The organism is Xanthomonas maliensis, assembly GCF_009192945.1.
GTDB classification, from domain to species: domain Bacteria; phylum Pseudomonadota; class Gammaproteobacteria; order Xanthomonadales; family Xanthomonadaceae; genus Xanthomonas; species Xanthomonas maliensis.
Window position 1 is genome coordinate 24,080 of record NZ_NSET01000054.1, and the last position, 20,026, is coordinate 44,105.

10 protein-coding genes and 1 pseudogene are annotated in these 20,026 nt (G+C 64.5%); 4 read left to right on the forward strand and 7 right to left on the reverse strand.

The genetic code is table 11. The features are described 5' to 3' along the window. Positions 1–40 precede the first annotated feature (40 nt). Positions 41–3,526: a glycoside hydrolase family 2 gene (locus CKY51_RS17065; protein WP_022970960.1), complete on the reverse strand. Its 3,486-nt coding sequence runs from the start codon at positions 3,524–3,526 to the stop codon at positions 41–43. 173 nt (positions 3,527–3,699) lie between these two features. On the opposite strand from CKY51_RS17065, the gene CKY51_RS17070 reads away from it, so the two are divergent. Together CKY51_RS17070 and CKY51_RS17075 are read left to right on the forward strand one after the other, a co-directional pair. After that, positions 3,700–5,670: a glycoside hydrolase family 97 protein gene (locus tag CKY51_RS17070; RefSeq protein WP_022970959.1), complete on the forward strand. Its 1,971-nt coding sequence runs from the start codon at positions 3,700–3,702 to the stop codon at positions 5,668–5,670. Positions 5,671–6,034: 364 nt separating this feature from the next. Further along, complete coding sequence (locus CKY51_RS17075) at positions 6,035–7,426, forward strand: neprosin family prolyl endopeptidase (RefSeq protein ID WP_038219396.1); 1,392 nt, start codon at positions 6,035–6,037, stop codon at positions 7,424–7,426. 36 nt (positions 7,427–7,462) lie between these two features. Here CKY51_RS17075 and CKY51_RS17080 read toward each other — a convergent pair whose 3' ends face one another. From CKY51_RS17080 to CKY51_RS17090, 3 genes are all read right to left on the reverse strand, one after another. Further along, positions 7,463–8,974, reverse strand: a complete 1,512-nt coding sequence (locus CKY51_RS17080) for a carboxylesterase/lipase family protein (RefSeq protein WP_022970957.1) — start codon at positions 8,972–8,974, stop codon at positions 7,463–7,465. Then, on the reverse strand, positions 8,971–9,882 hold the full coding sequence (locus CKY51_RS17085) for a TrmH family RNA methyltransferase (protein WP_022970956.1): 912 nt from the start codon (positions 9,880–9,882) through the stop codon (positions 8,971–8,973). Before CKY51_RS17085 ends, CKY51_RS17080 begins: the two co-directional genes overlap by 4 nt. A 177-nt stretch (positions 9,883–10,059) precedes the next feature. Beyond that, on the reverse strand, positions 10,060–10,590 hold the full coding sequence (locus tag CKY51_RS17090; protein WP_022970955.1) for a GNAT family N-acetyltransferase: 531 nt from the start codon (positions 10,588–10,590) through the stop codon (positions 10,060–10,062). 630 nt (positions 10,591–11,220) lie between these two features. Here CKY51_RS17090 and CKY51_RS17095 point away from each other — a divergent pair. Then, a complete protein-coding gene (locus tag CKY51_RS17095; protein WP_152249546.1) occupies positions 11,221–12,198 on the forward strand; it encodes a hypothetical protein in 978 nt (325 codons plus the stop codon). Between the two features lie 465 nt (positions 12,199–12,663). Here CKY51_RS17095 and CKY51_RS17100 read toward each other — a convergent pair whose 3' ends face one another. Continuing rightward, positions 12,664–15,339 carry a M1 family metallopeptidase gene (locus tag CKY51_RS17100; protein ID WP_152249543.1) on the reverse strand — a complete coding sequence of 892 codons (2,676 nt, stop codon included), beginning with the start codon at positions 15,337–15,339 and terminating at the stop codon, positions 12,664–12,666. A gap of 256 nt (positions 15,340–15,595) precedes the next feature. On the opposite strand from CKY51_RS17100, the gene CKY51_RS17105 reads away from it, so the two are divergent. Beyond that, positions 15,596–16,552 (forward strand): formylglycine-generating enzyme family protein, encoded by a 957-nt coding sequence (locus CKY51_RS17105; protein WP_152249544.1) that lies wholly within the window; start codon positions 15,596–15,598, stop codon positions 16,550–16,552. A 132-nt stretch (positions 16,553–16,684) separates the two neighbouring features. On the opposite strand, the gene CKY51_RS17110 is transcribed toward CKY51_RS17105, so the two are convergent. Continuing rightward, positions 16,685–19,750: a DNA repair protein gene (locus CKY51_RS17110; protein WP_244952549.1), complete on the reverse strand. Its 3,066-nt coding sequence runs from the start codon at positions 19,748–19,750 to the stop codon at positions 16,685–16,687. 1 nt (position 19,751) lies between these two features. Then, positions 19,752–20,026 (reverse strand): annotated as a pseudogene (locus CKY51_RS17115) (type VI secretion system tip protein VgrG); the annotation flags it as partial.

Consider the following 20,026-nt stretch of genomic DNA (forward strand, 5'->3'; position numbering starts at 1 on the left):
TGCTCCGTGCGACGCACGGCACCGCAACGGCCGCACTGCGTCAGCGCGCAGTCGCGACCGCGCCGGCAGACGCCGGCACATTCCAGCCACGCAGTTGCAGCGTGGCTGCGCGCAGAACCTCGGCCGACGGGCCGCGGATCTCCACGCTGCGCTCCTCGCCTGGCACCAGGCTGAGATAGTTGTCGCTGTAGTAGGCCGGCAGGATGCGCTGGCCTTGCGCGTCGACCAAGGTGAGCTTGGCATTGAGCGCAACCTGCTGCGAGGGATTGCGCACAGTCGCACGCAACACCGGCTCGCTATCGGGCTCGCTGCCGGGCGGCAGCTGCAAGGACAATTGCAGCGGCACCTTCGGCAGCGCATCCAGCCCGCGCATCGCCGCGGCATCGCGTGCCACCCAGTAAAGGTTGCGCGAACGCACCACGCCGTCGGCATCGAGCAGGTGCAAGCGCACGAAGCCCAGGCCATCGGTGGCCGCCAGCAACGGCGAGAGCTGCAGCAACGGTGCGGAGACGGCATTGGCGGCCGCAGTCAGCGCCTGCTCACGCTGTTCCAACAGCGTGCCGTCGCGGGCATAGACCTCTGCCCGCAGCCGCAGCCCGCGCATCGGCTCGGCAGCATTGTTGACGACCACGACCTCGTGGCCCGGCAAATTCATCTGCACATGCAACGGCTCGGCCGCATTGCGCACGCCATAGTAGGCCGCATGGGTGTCGTAGTCGTGGCTGTAGACCTGCCACATATTGCTCGGCCAGGCGGGATGGCTCATCCACAACAGGCGCCCACTGTTGCGCGTCCAGAGCTGGGCGTTGAATCCCTCGAAGATCGCGCGGTGGGTGTCGTAGTTGAGCAACTGCGCCTTGCGCTCGAAGTCTTCCAGCCCGGTCGGTGCACCGAGCTTGTCGGTCAGCGCCCGCATGAAGCTGGCGGTGTCGCCGTTCCCGGATTGATGCCAGTCGTGATAGGCCCACGCGTCGCTGATCGGCCATTGGTCCTGCACCGCCGGCACCGAGGCCTTGAACGATTCCAGGGTGGAGAACGACGGCGTGCCCACTTCCACGGAAAAACCCTGCGCCAGACTGTCGAAATACGCGACCGGCTCGCGGTAATTGTAGGGGCCGCTGCCCTGCAGATTGACCTCGTTGGAACTGCCGGTATACCAGCGCGTCCCGTCCAGGCGCGCCACCAGCGCATCCAGTCCCTCGTTGAGGATGGGGGCCGGCACGCCTTCGTTGCGTCCGAACCACAGCACGATCGAGGGGTGATTGCGGAAGCGGGTGATGACGTCGGCGGCATTGTCCAGGAACAGGGCAGCGTCGGCCGGTTCGAGGTTGTAGTTCTGGGTGGATTGCCAGAAATCGTTGAGCACCAGCATGCCGTATTCGTCGGCCAGATCGTAGAAGCTCTGTTCGGTATTCTGCCCCACCCAGTTGCGCACGACATTGAAATGCGCCTCGCGCTGCAGGCGGAAATACGGCTCCAGGCGTTCGCGCGACACCCGCTTGCGCCAGTCGTCCATGCCCCAATTGCCGCCCTTGACGGCGATGCGCACGCCATTGATGCGGATCACCAGGTGCGGCGCCAAGCTGCTGTCCTCCAACCGCTGCACCGCGGGCGAAGCCAGCGCACCGGGATAGAGCGACTGTGCGTGGCCACCAGGTACCGGGCGGATCGCATCGTGGCGCACATCGACGATGCGCTCGCCACGCTGGCGTGCGGCGGTCAGATCCACCAGCACACGCCGCAGCGCGCCATCGTCGTCGAACAATGAGAGCTCGTAGCGGACTTCGCGGATGCCGAACCGCAGCTGCTGCGTGTCAGAGCGCGCACCGGCAACGTCCACTGCGGCCTGCAAGGTATACAGTGCCGGCGCGCCGTAGCCATTGGGCCACCATAGACGCGGGCTGGAGACCGCCAACTCCGGCGTGTCGGCGGCGGTCAGCCGCAGCGTGCTGCCGCCCACCGGCACCTCGACCGAGCGCTGGATGCGCACCTCGCCAAACGACAATTGCAGGTTGCCCCGCACCGCTGCGCCGCTGTCGTTGCGCAACGGCACGGCAATTTCCAGCTCGGCGCGGCGATGATCCGGCGCCAACCGCGCAGTGATCACCTGGATATCGCCGAGCGCCAGCGGCCCGCTGGCATGCAGTTGCACGTCCTGCCAGAGTCCGGCATTGCGATCGCGTACGGCAGGAATCCAGTCCCAGCCTTCGCTGGCGATGAAGGTCGGCCCATCCAGCGCTTGCATGCCGCCGTTCTCGCCGACACCGGCGGCGATCGATTGTTCGTGCGCGATGCCCGGATGCGGCGGCGGCGAAACCCGCACCGCGACGATGTTGCGTCCGGGCCGCAACTGGCCGCTGACGTCGAAGCGACCGCGTGCGAAGGCACCGCGCGTGCGACCGACCTGACGCCCGTTGACCCAGACTTCGCCCGCATAGTTGATGCCGTTGAACAGCAACTCCAGCCGTTTGCCCTGCGCTTCGGCGGGCATCTCGAAAGTGCTGCGATACCACCAATCCTGACGACTCAGCGATTCGGGAATGGCCATGTTGTTCAAGCCGATATCCGGATCCGGATACACGCCGCGATCGACCAGCGTGGTCAATACGGTACCGGGCACCGTCGCGGAGCGCCAGCTCGCCGAGGCCGCGCCGTCATCGCCACGCGACAGCACGGCGCCGTCGACCGTGCCCAGCGTATTGGCGGCCGCCAATTGCCAGGCAGCGACGCGCCAGCTGCCGGCATCCAGCAGCTGTAGTGCGGGCGCGTTCGCCACCGGCTTGGCGACGGGCGCCGAATATGGTGCCGCACTGCGCGGCAGGGTCGCGGCCGGCTGCGGTGCAAGCTGGCCCGCCATCTGCCGGACCTGCACCTGCCACGCAGGTGAAGCGTCTTCAAAGCGCTGCAACAGCGGGTCCGGCGCCGCCGCCGCCGCTCGCGCGACGGCCGCAGCGTCCAACGCAGCGGGCTCAGCAGTGAGCCCGGCGATCTCGCCGCCGAAGTGCTGGCTGAAAGACGCTTGTGCCTGCGGCCCGAAGACCAGCACAGGCGCCACTGCGACCTTGGCTGCGTGGCTGCGCGCGACCTGGCGACCATCGGCATACAGCATGAGCTGTCCGCCGTGCGCAACCGCTGCCACGTGCATCCAGCGTCCGGATTGCAAGCGGGCGGCACTGCTGGTGCGCATGCCATCGCCCTGCACGAAGCCGAGCTTGCCATCTTCAATGACGAAGTAACGGCCCTCGCCCGGTTCGCCCAGGCCAGCCACCAAGGCAGGCCCGGTCACGCCGCGCGCAGGGCGCAGCCAGCCGGATACGCTCCAGTCGGCATCGGCCATCAACAACGGCGTATCGGCACGCAGCGGCTTGCGCAGCTCGACGCCACCGGCCAGCACACGCACATCGTAGGGGCCGGGTGGACCCGGCGGCGGGTTGCCTGCTGGCGCTGCCTCCACTGCAGTCCAGGCCAAGCAAGCACACAGCAACCACAGCGCTCCATCTCGGAACGCCTTGCGAACCATCAGCATTAGAGGCCTCTCCCAAGCTCTACTGCCACGCAACGGATGCACATCGCCAATGCGATGCAGCCCGTGGCTGCCGCCCCTGTTTCAGCGGCCATGGTGCGAGGTAACGTTATCCCAGGTAGGTGCCCGCGACAACCGTTCTGCGCTACGGTGCGCGTACTCCGGAGGAGGCAAGCATGCGAAACCTGATCCAGTCCGCACTACCGGCGGCGTGGGCGCTGTCGTGCCTGATCGCCAGCACCGCACATGCCGAACGGTTGCACGTGCAATCGCCCAACGGCCGCACGCAAGTGGAATTCACGCTACGCGAGGACGGAACGCCGATGTATCGCGTACGGTATCGCGATGCAGTCGTGCTCGACGATGCGCCGCTGGGACTGGATCTGGGCAAGGCCGGCAAGCTCGCGCGCGGCATGATGTTGCAAGGCAACAGCATCACCACGCACGACGCGCAATTCACGCTACCAGTGGGCAAGACGCGCACGGCGCGCGATCACTACCGACAGTTGCAGGTGCGCTTGCGCGACGGCCAGCAACACCAGCTGCAGGTGGAACTGCGCGCCTATGACGATGGCGTGGCGTTGCGTTATGTATTGCCAGATGCGGGCCAGGTGCGTATCCGCAACGAACTGACCAGCTTCGCGTTCCCGCGTGACTATCGCTGCTGGGGGCTCAACCTGGGCCGTTTCGGCACCAGCCACGAGGGCGAATTCGATGCAATCGCCGCGTCGCACTTGCGGCCACACGCTTTGCTCGAGTTACCGTTGGTCTGCCAGACCGACGCCACCGGCACGACGCTGGCGATCGCCGAAGCCAACCTGCGCGACTATGCAGGCCTGTACCTCAGCGGGCGCAGCGATGGCAGTCTGGGGGTGAGCGCCACACTTTCGCCACGCCTGGACCAACCGGAGCTGGCGGTCAGCATCGATGCGCACGGAAAGGATTTCGCCACGCCATGGCGGGTCGTGCTGCTCGGTGACTCGCCGGCGGCATTGATCGATTCCAATCTGATTGCCGCCCTCAATCCACCAGCGCACTTCGATGCCAGCTGGGTCCGGCCCGGCAAGGCCGCATGGGATTGGTGGTCGGGCGGTCTGGCCAGTGGCGTGGCGCAGCCAGGCATGAATACCGCCACCATCCAGCGCTATATCGACAGTGCCCAGCAGCTGCAGCTGCAATACATGCTGATCGACGACGGCTGGTACCAAGGCAGCACCGGCGACGGCCAGTACAACGCTGGCGCCGATATCCGCCGACCGATCGCGCAATTGGACCTGCCAGGCCTGGTCGACTACGCGCGCCAGCGCGGCATCGGGCTGTGGCTGTGGGTGCATTGGCGCGCGCTCGATGCACAGATGGACGAAGCCTTGAATTGGTACCAGCAACTGGGCATCAAGGGCATCAAGGTCGACTTCATGGACCGCGACGACCAGCAGATGGTCGACTTCTATCATCGTCTGCTCAGCAAGGCGGCCGAGCACAAACTGCTGGTGGACCTGCATGGCGCCTATCATCCGACCGGACTGACACGCACCTATCCCAACTATCTGACCCAGGAAGGCGTGCTCGGTGCCGAGTACAACAAGTGGAGCGCACGCATCACCGCCACCCACAACCTCACCCTACCGTTCACCCGCATGTTGCTCGGGCCGATGGACTACACGCCTGGCGGCTTCCGCAATGTTCGCCCGGCCGACTTCAAGCCACAGCACATCGGACCGCAGGTCATGACCACGCGTGCGCAGCAATTGGCGATGTACGTGGTCTACGAGAGTCCGTTTGCGGTCGTCGCCGACAGCCCAGAGCAATACGAAAACCTGCCTGCCGCACAATTCCTGCGCGAGGTGCCGGCCAGTTGGGACCAGACACGCGCGCTCGCCGGCGCGATTGGCCAATACGTTGCCGTGGCACGCCGCAGCGGCAAGGACTGGTACCTGGGCGCGATGACCAACGAGCAGGCACGCACGCTCGCGCTGCCCTTGGATTTCCTCGGCAAGGGCAAGTGGAAAGCCACCATCTACGGCGACGGCCAGACGCCGACCGATGTCACCATCGACACCCGCATGCTCACCCGGCAGGACACGCTGCGGCTGACATTGGCGGCCAGCGGCGGCGCTGCAATCAGGCTGCAGGCAGAGGAGCAATAGCCCGCCGGCGATGCGGTGATCGCCGCCACGGTTGCGCTAGCTGTCGCTGCGCGTTCGGCAATGCACGGCGCGCGGCGATGTTTGGGTTCAGTCCATCGCAGTTGCCACGTGTCTGTCGTCGCGCAATGCGACGCCGCGCGTGCAGGCGCGCCAGCGGGCACTACCATGCGCACACTTCATCGCCGGCACAGCATCGCGACCAGTGCGATCGCCGCGTCGATGGCACTGCGCTGCATGCTGCGCCGCGTGCAGGCAGTCTCTCCATGGCGCCAAGGAGACTTCGATGCCCCTTCATCCGGCTCGGCTACAACGTGTCCGCTGTTCGCTGCCGTTGCTGATCGCCTGCGCACTTGCCTCGCCAGGCATGGCGGCCAACCTGTTGGCTCCCTCCATTTCGGCCAGCCGCGATCAGCAGATCGACACGTGGATGCCGCCGTTGTTGCGCACCGCCACCACCATGCAGGTCGTCGATGGACACGCTGCGGCACAACGCAGTGCGAGCGCGCCGTCGTTGGCATTTCCACAGGTCACTGCCGACTTCCAGCAGTTCTGGCAAACCCAGGCGCGCAGCGACTACGCTCATCGTGCCGCGACAGCGAAGGTTGCCGACCCGACTGCGTTCGCCGAGATGCAACGCTATCTGTTCAACCGCTACAACGGGCTGTCGGTGCTCGCCACGCTGCAGCAAGGCCCACAGGTCTTCGACTGCATCCCGCAGGCACAACAGCCGGGCATGCGCGATGGCCGCCAGGCGGCGACACCGCCGCAACTCGCAGCCCGTGCGTCGCAGGCAGCGGCGGCCGATGCGCAGCGTTGCCCGCAAGGCAGCGTGCCGTTGCAACGTATCGGCATTGCCGACCTCGCCCGGCATGCAACCCTGCAGGACTTTTTGCAGTCCGATCACCGGCCGCTCGCCGCCAGCCGCACCACCGCCAGCCCGGCGGCCGTGTCCGACGGTCACTTCTATTCCACCGTCTTCTTCGACACCGGCGATGCCGCGGTGACCGGCGCCGGTGCCGACATCAACCTGTGGGCGCCGGCCCTGCGCAATACCGATGAGAACCAGACCATCAGCCAGCTGTGGATCGTCGGGCAGAGCGACTCGCAACAGACGCAGACGTTGGAAGTGGGTTGGGAAGCGCAGCCGGCCGCTGGCTGGGGCAATCTACCGATCGTTTTCATCTACTCCACCCAAGACGGCTACGTCCACACCGGCTGCCACAACCTGGATTGCGCCGACTTCGTGCAGACCAGTAACCGGCAGATCCTCGGGAGCACGCCCAGCGCCGGCTACAGCGTGGCCGGCGGCAAGCAGACGCTGATGGGCGTGGAGTTCCAGCGCAATACCGACGGCAATTGGTGGTTGCGCATCGATGGCGAATGGATCGGCTACTACAAGGCAGCGCTGTACTCGGGTGAACTTGGCGAAGGACATGCCGGCTATGTCACCGCCGGCGGCGAAGTCTCGAGCAGAAGCGGCGTGCCCAGCCCGCGCATGGGCAGTGGTCGGTTCGCCAGTGCCGGTTATCGACAGGCCGCCTTCCAGGCCAACCACTTCTATCGCGATACCGACATGGCCACGTACCCGGTGCAGGCGCTATCGAACCTGAGCGTGGGCCAGCCTGCGTGCTACACGATGGCACTGGTCGGCTACAGCTATCCGTATGCGCTGGGAACCGGCGTCACCCGCACCAGCCCGGCGCCGGAGATGCACACCGGCGGCTTCTATTTCGGCGGGCCGGGCTGTCCGCGTTGAGCCGCTGGCGCGCGCACCGCCCGGCAGTGCGCGCGCTTACGGCAGATCCAGATGCGCGCATGCGGCCGGGCGGGCGTCCTCGATCGGCTGCACGCCGGCGGCATCGAATTGCAGGCCGGCATGATCGGGCGCGAACGCCGGCCACGACGGCAGGCCCTTGGTATTCGGATCGCCCTGTTTGGCGAACGCGGCCCAATAGCGCTGCAGACTCACCGACGGTTGGCCCAGCGGCAGGTTCTTGAACAGGAACGGCAGCTCGGCGCTATGCGTCACTGCTGCGCCGGGCGCGGCCGCGTCGAACACGTAGTGCCAGACCGGCACGCCGAGTGCGGCCTGGCGCTGGGCGACGGTCACCGCCGGGCAACGGAAGGTGAGATCGGTGGACAACTGCATGGACGCATTGCCTTGCCGCGCGGCACGCTGCGCGCTGTCGGCGCGATGCGCCTGAAAAATGGCATCGGCGTGCTCGGGATAATCGCGGCGCACCCGCTTTTCGGCCCCCTCCTCGCCGCCATAGCGCAGTTCCTGCACCACATAGCCGATCAACAGCGGCACCTTGGCCTGCGCGCCGTCGGCCAGCAGCGCCGCCGGTGCGCGCGGCAGCACCCGCCCATCCACCACCGCCTGCAGCCAGATGTAGCCATCATCGTCCAACGCCGGCACATCGATGCCTTGCGCGGCCTTGATCACCTGCTCGGCTGGCAAGGCCCGCAGTTTTTCCAAGCGCGTGGATGCATCGGTGAGGCCGGCACGCGCAGCGATCGCAACGCCCAATGCGCGATTGTCCTCGAGCGAACGGGCCGGCAGGCCGAAGCCGGCGGTGCCGCTCTGCTCGATCGCCGCCGAGAACAACCCGCGCGCCAGCGGACTGAGCATCAACAGTCCTACATCCTGCCCACCTGCGGACTGGCCGGCGATGGTGACGCGTGCAGGATCGCCACCAAACTGCGCGATGTTGTCGTGCACCCACTGCAGCGCGGCGATCTGGTCGAGCAGGGCGACATTGCCGGCAGCAGTGCCTGCGCCCTCGCGCAACTCCGGCAGCGAGAGGAAGCCGAACACGCCCAAGCGATACTGCAGTGTCACCACCAGCATGTCCTGCGCGACCAGGTTGGTCGGCAAATGCCCGCCGGCACCGCCTGCCACGTTCGCGCCGCCGTGGATCCATACGAACACCGGCAACGGTTTGGCCGGCTGCAGACGCGGCGTCTGCACTTCCACATACAGGCAGTCTTCGTTGCCGTGCGCGGCGTAGGCGGCGTTCCAGCCCAGCGACGGCTGCACGCACGGAGGTGCCGCCTGGGTCGCATCGCGCACACCCGACCACGCCGGGGCCGGCTGCGGCGGCCGCCAACGCAGGCCCTGCAACGGCGGTGCGGCGAACGGAATCGCACGGAACACCGCGCTGCCGTCGGCCTGCCATTGCCCGCGCAGCAGTCCGTGATCGGTCCGCACCTGCGGCGGCGCATCGGTGGCAGCAGGCGCTGCCTGTGCACCGGCGCAGAACACGCCAGCTACGGCCAACAGCCATCCGGATACACGCATCATCGCTCTCCCACTGACAATTGCGCGCGCCACGCAGCCTGGAACACGGCCGTCGCCGCGGCGACATTGAGGCTTTCGACCCGGCCGCTGCCGGGAATGGACAGACGCAGATCGCATGCCTGCGCGAATTGGCGATCCATGCCCTCGCCTTCGGCACCGAGCACATAGACCAGGCGCGCCGGCAACGCGGTGGCAAAGACATCCTGGCCGCCTTGCACCAAAGTAGCGGCGATGGCGAACCCGGCGGCACGCAGCTGCGGCAACGCCGCATATGCAGGCGGCAGCTGCACCAGCGGGACGGCCTCTGCACCGCCCTCGGCAACCCGTGCCGCGGCCCCGGACAGGCCCAGCGTGGCCCCGTCCGGCAACAGCAAGCCGGCGACGCCAAAATGCGCCGAAGCGCGCAGGATGGCGCCCAGGTTATGCGGGTTGCCGACCCCGTCCAGCCACATCGCCAGCACCGGCCCGGCCGGCAGCCCGGCCAGCCAGTCCTGCAGCGACAACGGCAGGACACGCAGGACGTCGGCCACCACACCCTCATGGTGGGCGCTGGCGGCGAGCTTGTTGAGATCGGCCTCTTCGACGACGCGATAGCCGATGCGCTGCGCCACGCACCACGCCAGCAAGGCCTTGCACTGCGGGATGCGCGCCTCGCTCAGATAGAGCTTGCGCAGCGACTGCGGACGCGCCTGGAACATCGCCTGCACTGCATTGATGCCGTACAGGCGCATTTCGTCGCGCGCATTGCCCGCCCTGCCCGCGGCAGCACTGCCAGCCGGTGCGTCGGGAGCTGTCGAGGACGGCGCCGGTGCGTTGCGCGGCGTCGCCCGGCTCCAGGGATTGCCGGCGGCGCCGGATCGTGGAGTGCCCTCGCGGGGGGGACGCGCGCCGCGCCCATCGTGCTGCTTCATTACGGTGTCCAGGTTGTGCTGCGGTGCGACGCAGGCGCCGCTACGAGCACCACACGCCAGACCCACGGAGGATCCAGCAACGCCATCGCGGGCGAAGCAGGACCACAGGAGCGACGATGGTAAGCCACCTGCCCACTCGCCGACAGACGCGTGCCATCAGCGACCCGCCACCGCCACTCAGTCGCCGACGACGCGTGCGAACAGGCGCAGGTCGTGCAGCCCATCGGGCTTGCGAATCGCCGCGCGCAGCCGGCCCTCTTCGATGAAGCCATTGCGCAACAGCACCGCGGCCGAGGCCGGATTGTGGTCCAGCACGTTGGCCTGCACGCGCGACAGCGCGCAGTGCGTCATCAACCAGGTCACATACAGACTGACGATGCGGGTCATCCACCCCTGATTCCAGTACGCACGTCCCAGCCAATAGCCGAGCTCGGCACTGTGGCAGCGTTCGCCCTTGCCAAGACGGGCGCCGATGCCGCCGCAGGCCTGTCCATCGATGACGATGGCCAGCACCGGATCATCCAGATCGACCACCCGGCCGGCCAGGAAAGCCTCGCCGTCGGCGCGCGTGTACGGATCCGGAAAGCGGTCACTGAGCCCACGCGGCACCTGTGGATCATCGGCGTGACGCAGCAGCGCCTCCAGGTCGTCCGCACGCCAGCGGCGCAACACAAAGCCCTCGCCTTGCAGGTGGATTGCCTGATCCATACCGGCACTCGTGGTGGTGGGAGCGCCATGCTGCCTTCACCACCACACACGTGCAATTCAGCGCCTGAGCCTGATGCAACGCCGCACAAGCGGATCGTTTCGCAAGGCCAGGCATGGATCGGCGTCGCTAGGGGCGCCAACCTTGGCCTGATTGGCCCAACACGCGTCGCTGACCCGACCGCTGTGTCGATCAGCCGCCACGAAGAACGAGCGCGCGCACCCTGAGACGACAGCCTGCGATCGCCCGTTCGTCTCGCTGCGAGAACGAAACCGGGGTAAATCTTGGAATGCGATGCAGTTCATGCCCGTCGAAAACATACGTTTTTCAGCAATCAATGCGACGAAAATCCACAAGCGGGGCCGTCATGCGCCGGTCATCTTTGCCGCTCACTCGGCCACACAGCAGGCACCCCGCGACAAACATCCATGCATTCCACTCCGTCTAGATGTCGCGACTGTGCTGCCGCCGGCAAGCATCCGTTTGCATCGACCTCTCGGCACAGCTCGACCTCCTCAACCGCTTTTCAACTCATGTGGGAGAGACTCGTGACTTCCGAATCACCAACTCAACGCGACGCGTCACGCCGCCATATCGGTGCTGCACTGCTGCTGCTTTTCACTCTGGTTGGCATGGGTGCCATTGGCACCGCGTTTGCGCAGACCCAGGCGCCCGACGCACGCCTCACGCGCGTGGCCAATCTTGCCGACCAGCACAAGCCTGCCGGCGTCCCACAGGACTATGTGCAGACCCCGTTCGGCTATTTCGCGCCGGCCTGTGTCCGTCATGTCGGTGCTGGCGAACGCCTTCTTGCCGATGGCCTACTGCAACATGCCAATGGTATCCGGGAACAAACCGCCAGCTGCAGCCAGGATAATTTCACCAGCAGCGGCGTTCGGGTGCGGCCCAATGGCCTTGGCCTGGACGGCCAGCAGGTTCGCCACGTCGCCGCCAGCACTGCGCTTCGACAACGCCGCCCCGTTCCCGCCGCCATCGATCACGCCTACATCAGTGCGGCCGGCTACGAGAGCGGAGTGTCGCCGGGGCGCATCGTGGCCAACTGGAAGGTGCCGCCGAACCCCACCAATGTCGCGAACCAGACGGTGTACCTCTTCCCGGCCCTGCAAAGCGAAGCGCCCGTGATTCTGCAACCGGTGTTGGGGTATCGCGGAGCAAGCAATACCTGGGACTTGAGCAGCTGGAATTGCTGTGAGGAGGGCGTTGTTTGGTACAGCGATTTCATTCCGGCCAAAAGCGGCGACCAGATCAACGGTGACGTCTACGCTACATGCGGCGCCGGCAAGGTCTGCTCGAACTGGAACATCGACACGCACAACGTCACCAGCGGGCGCAGCGTGCGGCTCAGTACAGTCGCCGACGGCGATCCGACCCTGATCATGGCCGGTGCGCTCGAGGTGTATTCGATCGACAGCTGCGACCAGTATCCCCCCAGCGGCAACATTACCTTCAATGGGGTGGCGGTGTACGACTACCGGATGCGGCAGGTCAGGTCGCCGCCGTGGGGACAGATCATCGATAGCTCCGACCTCGATGTCCAATGCAACTACGATCTGGGCACGACCTCCACCACGGCAACCATCTACTATTGACGTGAGCTTGCGCCGCCGTGCGACCACGGCGGCGCATCATATTCCGCGCACATCAGGCGCCGGCGCCACAGATCGCGCGTTCCTTCGCCTAGAACGTGTGATGCACGTCGAGGTGCGTGCGAAGCATCCTGCGGCGCGTCGAGACAAGGCGTGCGGTTGCCTTGGCGCCAGCCAAGCCGACACCACCCAGCACACGCTCCGCACCGCTGACGGCCAACGCCTCTCATCTCAACGTGCAGCACACGCTCTAAACCGCCTATCGCAACACGAAGGAAGGTCATCGTCGGCATCGACTCGCGAATGTGCGAGTGCAGATTCCCGCCTGGCGCGCTGCCGTGACCGCCTGGCCTTGTCTCGGCAGTGCCTGCCGCCCATGCAGGGAAGCGATTCGCTGCACGGCCAGGCATCGCCAGCCAATCACGCCACGCCGGTGGTGCCCTGCGGCCCCACCGGAGCGGGACGTCCTCAGCGCTTGCGCGCCTGCGCCTGTTGCAGCGCCGCGCACAAGCGGATCGCTTCGCCCGTTTGCGCCAGCCCGCGATCGGCGCCGCTCAGGGTCGCCAGCCGCGGCTTGAAGAAGGCGTCGAGCTGGTCGGCTTCCTGCGTGCTGCAACCGCCGGCAGCACCCAGCGCCGGCAGACCGCCGCCGTCGAAGGAACCGCTGCGCTGCACGATGCGATCGAAGTTGGCGGTGAACCACGGCCACATCGCAGCATGCGTGGCCTGCGTGGAATGGCCACGCATCAGCAGGTACTTCATCTCGCCGACCTTGATCGCATCGGTCAAGGCGAAATCCCGCACCTGCGTCAGCAGGGCCGGATCCTGCACCGCGCCCAAGGCACCGATCATCGCGTTGCGCTGGGCCGGATCGGCATGCGTGCGCAGCGCCTGCTGCAAGGCCTGCACCGCCGGCGCCCCGCGTTCCTGCACCGCGACCGCCAGGGCCGCCTCCAGCAGGTCCGGATTGGCAGCACCGAAGTCGAGCGCACCGTTGTTGCCAGCCAGCACCGCATCGCCCTGCGCGAGCAAGGCCTTGCGCACCTCCGGCGTCTGCAGCTGCACGCCCAGCAGACTGCTCAAGCTGGTGCGCAAGCTGGTGTCGTCGATGGAATCGCCGGCACGCCGCGCGTAGCCAAGCTGACGCAGGCGTGGCAGGTAGGCCTGTTCGGCCGCCTTGCGCAGCACCGCACGCTGGGCATCGCTGCTGGCTTGATGGCGCCACATCCACTGCAAGCGGCCGACCATCGCGGTGGCAACGTCAGCCGACTCCGACGATGCCAACTGCTTGAGCGCCGCCAACACGGCGCCATCGTCGGCGTCGCCGTGACGGTAGGCGGCATCGATCGCATCGGCATAGGCCAGACGCTCGCTCTCGTCCAACTGCCCGATCTGCTTGCCCAGCGCGCTCAACTGCTTGGCCGGCAGACTGAAACGGTAGTAGCCGGCGCCGCGCGCGTTCGGGAACACCCAGGTATTGCGGCCTGCACCTTCCAGCACGATGCTGCCGCTGGGGCCGTCCAGCATCTGGCAGGCCGTGCCGACCTGGCCCTTGCCCTTGCCGTACTTCACGCACACCGGCAAGCCCCATTGCTGGGCCGCCGATCCCGTCGAGCCGATGGGCAGATAGCGCTGCTGCTGCACCTTGAGCAGGGTCTTGCCGCCTTCGCGCGCCAGCTGCGTTTGCAGGTAGGGCACACCGGGCTGATTGAGGAAGCTGCGGAATGCCGCCTTGAAGTCCTCGCCCTTGCCGGCCGCCTGGGCGATCGCATCGACCAGATCGTCGGCAGTGGCGTTGCCGAACTTGTGCTGGGCGATATAGGCACGCATGCCCTCGCGGAACACGTCCTCGCCGACGAAGGCCTCGAACATGCCTAGCACCGCAGCGCCCTTCTGATAGGTGATGCCATCGAACGCGGTCTCGATATCGCCATTGCCGGTGATCGGCTGGCGGATCTTGCGCGCGCTGACCAGGCTGTCGTTATCCATCGCATGCTGCGCGCCGACGATACGGGCCAGGTTTGCGCGGTATTCCGGATGCAACTGCATGGTGATCTTCTGCTGCATCCAGGTGGCGAAAGCCTCGTTGAGCCAGAGGTCGTCCCACCACGCCATGGTCACGGTGTCGCCAGTCCACTGATGCGCCAGCTCGTGCGCATTGACGTTGAAGGAGCGCTGCACGTTCTCGGCCGGCGAATCCTTGTCCAGCAGCAGCAGCCAATCGCGGAAGGTGACGAACCCGGGGTTTTCCATCGCGCCGGCACTGAAGTCCGGTGCAGCGACCAGATCCAGCTTGTCGAACGGGTAGCCGAAGGCGTAGTAGTCCTCCAACGCCGCGATGATCGCCGGGGTCTGATCCAGCGCCGGGGTGATGCGCGCGCCCTGCCCCTTGACCGCGATCCCGCGCAGCGGCGTGGCGATGCCACGCTGTGGCGTCGGTGCCATTGCCGACACCTCGACCACATCCCACGGACCGGCCGCGAACGCCACCAGGTAGGTCGGCAGCGGCAGCGTCGAGGCGAAGGTCACCGTCTTCCAGCCCTTGCCGGCCGGCTTGGTGGCGATCGCGCGCGTATTGGCCAACGCCTGGTCGTCCTTGGGCACCGTCAGACTCAGGTCGAACGGCGTCTTGAAGGCCGGCTCGTCGAACCCGGGAAATGCGTAGCGGGCGCTGATCGGCTCCATCTGCGTCATCGCATACGCCTGGCCCTGGGTCTTGACCTGATACAGACCTTGCAACTGCTGATTGAGCGGCGCGCTGTAGCTGATGTCCACCGTCAGGGTTTGCGGCTTGAGCACGCGACCGAAGTCCAGCCGCGCCACGCCGGCCTTGGCATCGGCCTGCACGTAGCGGGCCGTCACGGCCTTGCCCTTGCCGGGCTTCACCGTGACCTTGCTGACCTTCAGCTCCTTGCCGTGCAACCACAGGTGATCCGAGGCCTGCTTGAGCTGCACGCGGATGGTGGTGCGGCCGCTGAACTGCGCCTGGTCCGGATCGATGCGCAGCGCCAGGCTGTAACGCTCGGGAACGGCCCAGTCCGGCAGCCGGCCGGTCGGCACCGGATCGTCGGAGGATTGCGCGAGCGACGTGCCGCAGCACAGCGCGAGGACGGAAGGAACGATCAGGCGGGCAAGACGGCGCATTGGCGATTCCAGTCGTGATAACCGCCGAAGTCCACCATAAAAAGATAATCCTGTCATGTAGTAGCTGCCATCAAGCAAAGGCATAACCCACGCCAACCGGGCTCACCTGTGCGAACCCGCCGCACAGCGCCCAAGCCCGGCCCTTCACACGCCAAGGCACGAACAGCCGTGCGCCCATGCACTCCGCGGAGCCTTCGCCCATCGCCGGCTTGCTACCATCGATCACCCGCCACACGCCGCCAGGAACAGCGCACTTATGGAAGCCAGCTGCCACCGCGGATGCCGATACGTCACAGCAATCCTGCTGACCCTTAGTGTCTGGCAGCCGACGGCTGCAAGCCCTGCACCGGTCAACACCGACCCCGCCATCGCCACCCGCGTCGAAGCGCTCAAGCAAAAGACCCTCAAGGACCTGGTGCAGGTCAAGGGCGGCACCTTCTTGATGGGCGACTTTGGGCCAAGGGACACGGTCAAGCTGCCCTATAGCGGCGAGCGCAATGACGATGTGCTGCGGGATGTAACGCTCGATGATTACGCAATCACTGCTCACAAGATTACTTATGCAGACTTCGATGTTTATACCGATGCAACCGGCAAAAAAAAGGTTGCTCAAACTAAGACTGATTTAGAATATCGAAACCTCCCCAATATTCCCGCAGGTGTCGACTGGAAAAGCGCGCAATCCTATTGCCACTGGATTGGCGAAAAGATAAACACCCCTATGGACCTACCTACCGAAGCACAATGGGAATATGCCGCACGCAGCAGGGGAAAAATGATTGTTTGGGCGACGGATAATGGCAAGGTAGAAGATGGGCGGAATGTTGAATCTTTTGACCAAGCTTCGGAGGCCCGACAAAAAGGGGGATATGGCGGATATGGCCCAACAGCTATAGGCCGCTATCCTCCGAACCAGATTGGCCTGTATGATATGATTGACCACGGATTCGAATGGGCGCGAGATTGGTATAGTGATTCTTACGACCCCAAAGATTTAGTGAATCCCGCTGGCCCGAAGACCGGAACTGAGAAAGTGCAGCGCTCACACTCCAATTCAGGCGGGGATTCGCTCGCCTTGGTTTCGATGACATTCACTAGATTCAAACAAGTGCCGTCGCCGCCACCTAATAAAATGCCCGACACAGGCGAGGTAATAGAAGTAAATCAGAATGCATTCAATGCCTTTAGATGTGTTGCGATTCCAACAAGGTAAAGCGCAAAAATTTACTTTTACCAACATCTTCTTTCAGAGCAATTGCATCTACCTTTAGAAGAACCGGGGGGAGGGATGCCCCCCCAGATCTAGGGAACGCCACTTTTTTCTGCAAGCGCATAGATTTCATCGCTATGCCATTCGTGTGTCTGCACCATCATCCAAGGAGCGACCATGCTCCATCGCCAGCATGGTGCGCGCACCGTCGCGGTCCATCCACAAATACTCCGGATCAATCTGCGCAAAGCTAGGGGAAACAACTCCATCCAGCATTGCCAGCTGCTGGTCACCCATCTCATTTAATTGAGCCACCTCGTAGCCTTTGGGAAAAGCACCTAATAATGTACGCCTGTGGTTATTGTATTCCTCTAGATAGCTATTCCCTATTCCCTCAGGCCTCCATCCCGGATTTGAATTTACTTTATCAAATACCTCGCTTTTCAGATCCGAAGTTAACGACAAGCCGTAATTAAGGAATCGCATCACATCGCCATCAGCCTTGCCAGCGTCAGCAATTTTCGAACCATCCATGGACATGTGCTGCAGCATATTTATCCACTCGCCGCTCAATTTAACGCACTTCACTACATTTATAATCGCACGCTTGTGCTCATTCAGGTAATGAACCTGGATATCCAGTCCTTTACGCTGAATCTCGGGAGCGTTGTTCCAGTGCGTAGCCCAGTCATGACGAGTAAGTGCATAGAGCAACATGCCGCGAGTTTCGGGAGTCGCATGAATTAACCACTCGGACTTTTTATTGATACTAGAAACCAACTTATATCTATTATCCGCCCTCTCAAGGCTGTTCATTACAGACTTGAGCATTCCATTGATCTGGCCGAGGCTTTCAGAGAGAAAGATGCCAGCATCAGAATCCCGCGCAATAGCGAGAAACAGCACTTGCGACAGTGCCATAAACGCATCTCTCGCAAAATAAACCAGCACCTTAAACCCAGCATGCGCCAACTGGTAATACACCCACTTGACGAATTCCAGGATGCCGGCGCTTTCGACCACGAAGTCCAGGGCGCCCTTGGCGCCGACGCCCCAGCATAGGCGTGCGCTTGCTTTGACGCGGAACTTTCCGTTGGCGTAATAGATATTCAACTGGCCGCTGGCGCCCGCGCCGGCGCTGACGGCGACGTCCAGTGACAGTTTGGCGAAGCTCACCGGCTTGGATTGGTTGGGAGGGAGCCACTGCAGTTCGCCCGATGGCGTCAGCCCTGCTTCGGCGCCGGCGAAGATCTCCGCATTGACCTGCATGCCGTTGATGTCTTCCGGCGGCTTTTCATTCAATGCAGCCGGCACGATCCGCTGGGAGCGGGCGCCGTTCGGGCCGGGCGGGTCGCCCAGATCCGCGCGCGGTAGCCCGCTGCGCTCGTCGAAGCGGTTGGCCAGGCTGTCCTGGCGGTCGCGCGGTCGCGGCTGCACGCTCGCCTTGCTGCCGTTGTAGGACACGCCAACCGCGCCGGTGAGTGCGGCCTTTGCGCCGACAAAGCCATAGAGCTCGCAAGCCAGCTGGAACACGATGGCGCCGAGGTCCATGCCGCCGAAGCACATCTGCCAGCCCTTGCTGCTGGGCACCGCCAGCGTGTGCACCCACTTGCCTTCGAACAGGATCAGCTTGGCCTGCGCGTTCACCGATGCCTTGGCCTTGAGGTCACCCTTCTTCGTGTCCCAACTCACTTCGCTGCTGGCGCCGGCGCCGGCGACCAGGCGCATCCACTGGGCGGAGGACTCGACGGTGTAGTTGTCCGACTTCTTGACGGTCTCAGCGAACTGATTGGCGCCCATGTCCAGGATGTCCGCGACCCACGGGTCGGCCTTGACGCTGGTGCCGGTCTTCAATTCCGTCGAGATTTTCTTCATGTCCTCCATGAACTTGGCGGCATCGAAGGTCTTCTTGTCCGAATGCGTGGTGCTGGCCTTGCGGCCGACCTCGCCCTCGACCGGGCCGGAGTGGCTGACCTTTTGCGAGGCGCTCAGCTTGACGTTGACCGGTACGCCCTTGATGCGACGCTGCTTGTACTGCTCGTACTTGGTGCGCGGGATGTAACGGCGTCGCAGGCCGATCTGCTCCTTGCCGTTGGCGCCAGGTGCATTGGCGCCCTTGTTGTAGCTTTCGAAGGTGACCACCTCGACCAGGTCGGCCTTCTTGGAAAAATCCTTGTTCAACATCTCGGCGACTTTGTCTTCTGCGCCGTTCAAATCCTTTTCGGCCTGCTTGATCGCCTCCGGGTCCCTGCCCTGCAAGGCCTGATTCAAGGCATAGCGCGATTGATGGACGCCGGCGAAGGTGCTTTCGATATGGCCGCTGACCGCTTCGAATTCCTTCCATACCTCGGGCGTGAGCAACAGCAGTTCTTCGTCGTGCGCATTGAGCACCGCCGGGGCGCTGACCTTGCCGTTGACCTTGGAGACTGTTCCCTTGCCGGGCGAGGCGACCGCCACCTGGCTCTTGACGCTGACCTCGTACATGGCCGCATCGGCACCACCCACGCGCGGCTCGAACGCGTCGGAGGTATAGGACAGCTTGTCCGCGCCGGGCAGGTTGAAGACGAACCAGCACTTGTCGTCGGTGAAGATGCGGTCGGTTTCGCCTTGCTTGTCGGTGTTGCCCTTGATCGGCTTGCCGTCCAGATCCTTGGCGGTGATCTGCTTGCCGTCCTTGTCGAAGGTATACGCCACGTACGGCGCGCCCGGGATCGGCTTGTTGCCCTGCTTGAAACGAAAGCGCACGCGCACGTGCCGCTTGAGGATCAATTGCTGGGTCTTCAGCACCTGGAACGCGACCAGCTCGGACGGCTGCAGCGCCAGGATCGCAGTGGTGTTCTTTTCGGCCGGATGCAGATCCGCTTCGATGTAACGCGAGAGCTTGGCTTCCCAGACCAGCAGGCGATACCGCTCCACGCCATCGTCCAGCATGCTGTAGGACGGCCGGGAAAACGGCAGCACGCCGCCGGCGGTTGGTTTTGCCGCTGCGGTGGCGACGACCTGGCTGGTGCGGCCATCCTGGCCGGTGACGCCGCTGGCCACGACGCGGCCATCGAGCACATGCTGGATCTGATAGCGCACCCCGGCACAGGGGAACACGATGCCTTGGGCATTCTGATAGCAGAGCTTGAAATCGCCCTTGGCGATGGCGAGAGGACCATTCTGCGGTTGTGCAGCGCCCTGCGCCGGAGTGGTTGCCATGTCATGCATCGTGTTCGGACACCTGGTAATAGCCTTCGTGGCTGTCGTTGGCGACCATGAGATGGACACTGTCCGGACCATCCGTGGTGATTTGCTGGGTCTCGCCCTGGGCATTGGTTTTGCCGGTCATCACCGATCCGTCCGCCAGATACATCGCGTAGTCGGTGTTCTTCAACGGCGCGCCCATCGCGTCGCGCAGCACGTACTTGAGCTTGAACGGCTCGGCGCCCGGCACCGGGAGCTTGTAGGCCAGTTCGGTCGGCCCCACAAACGACT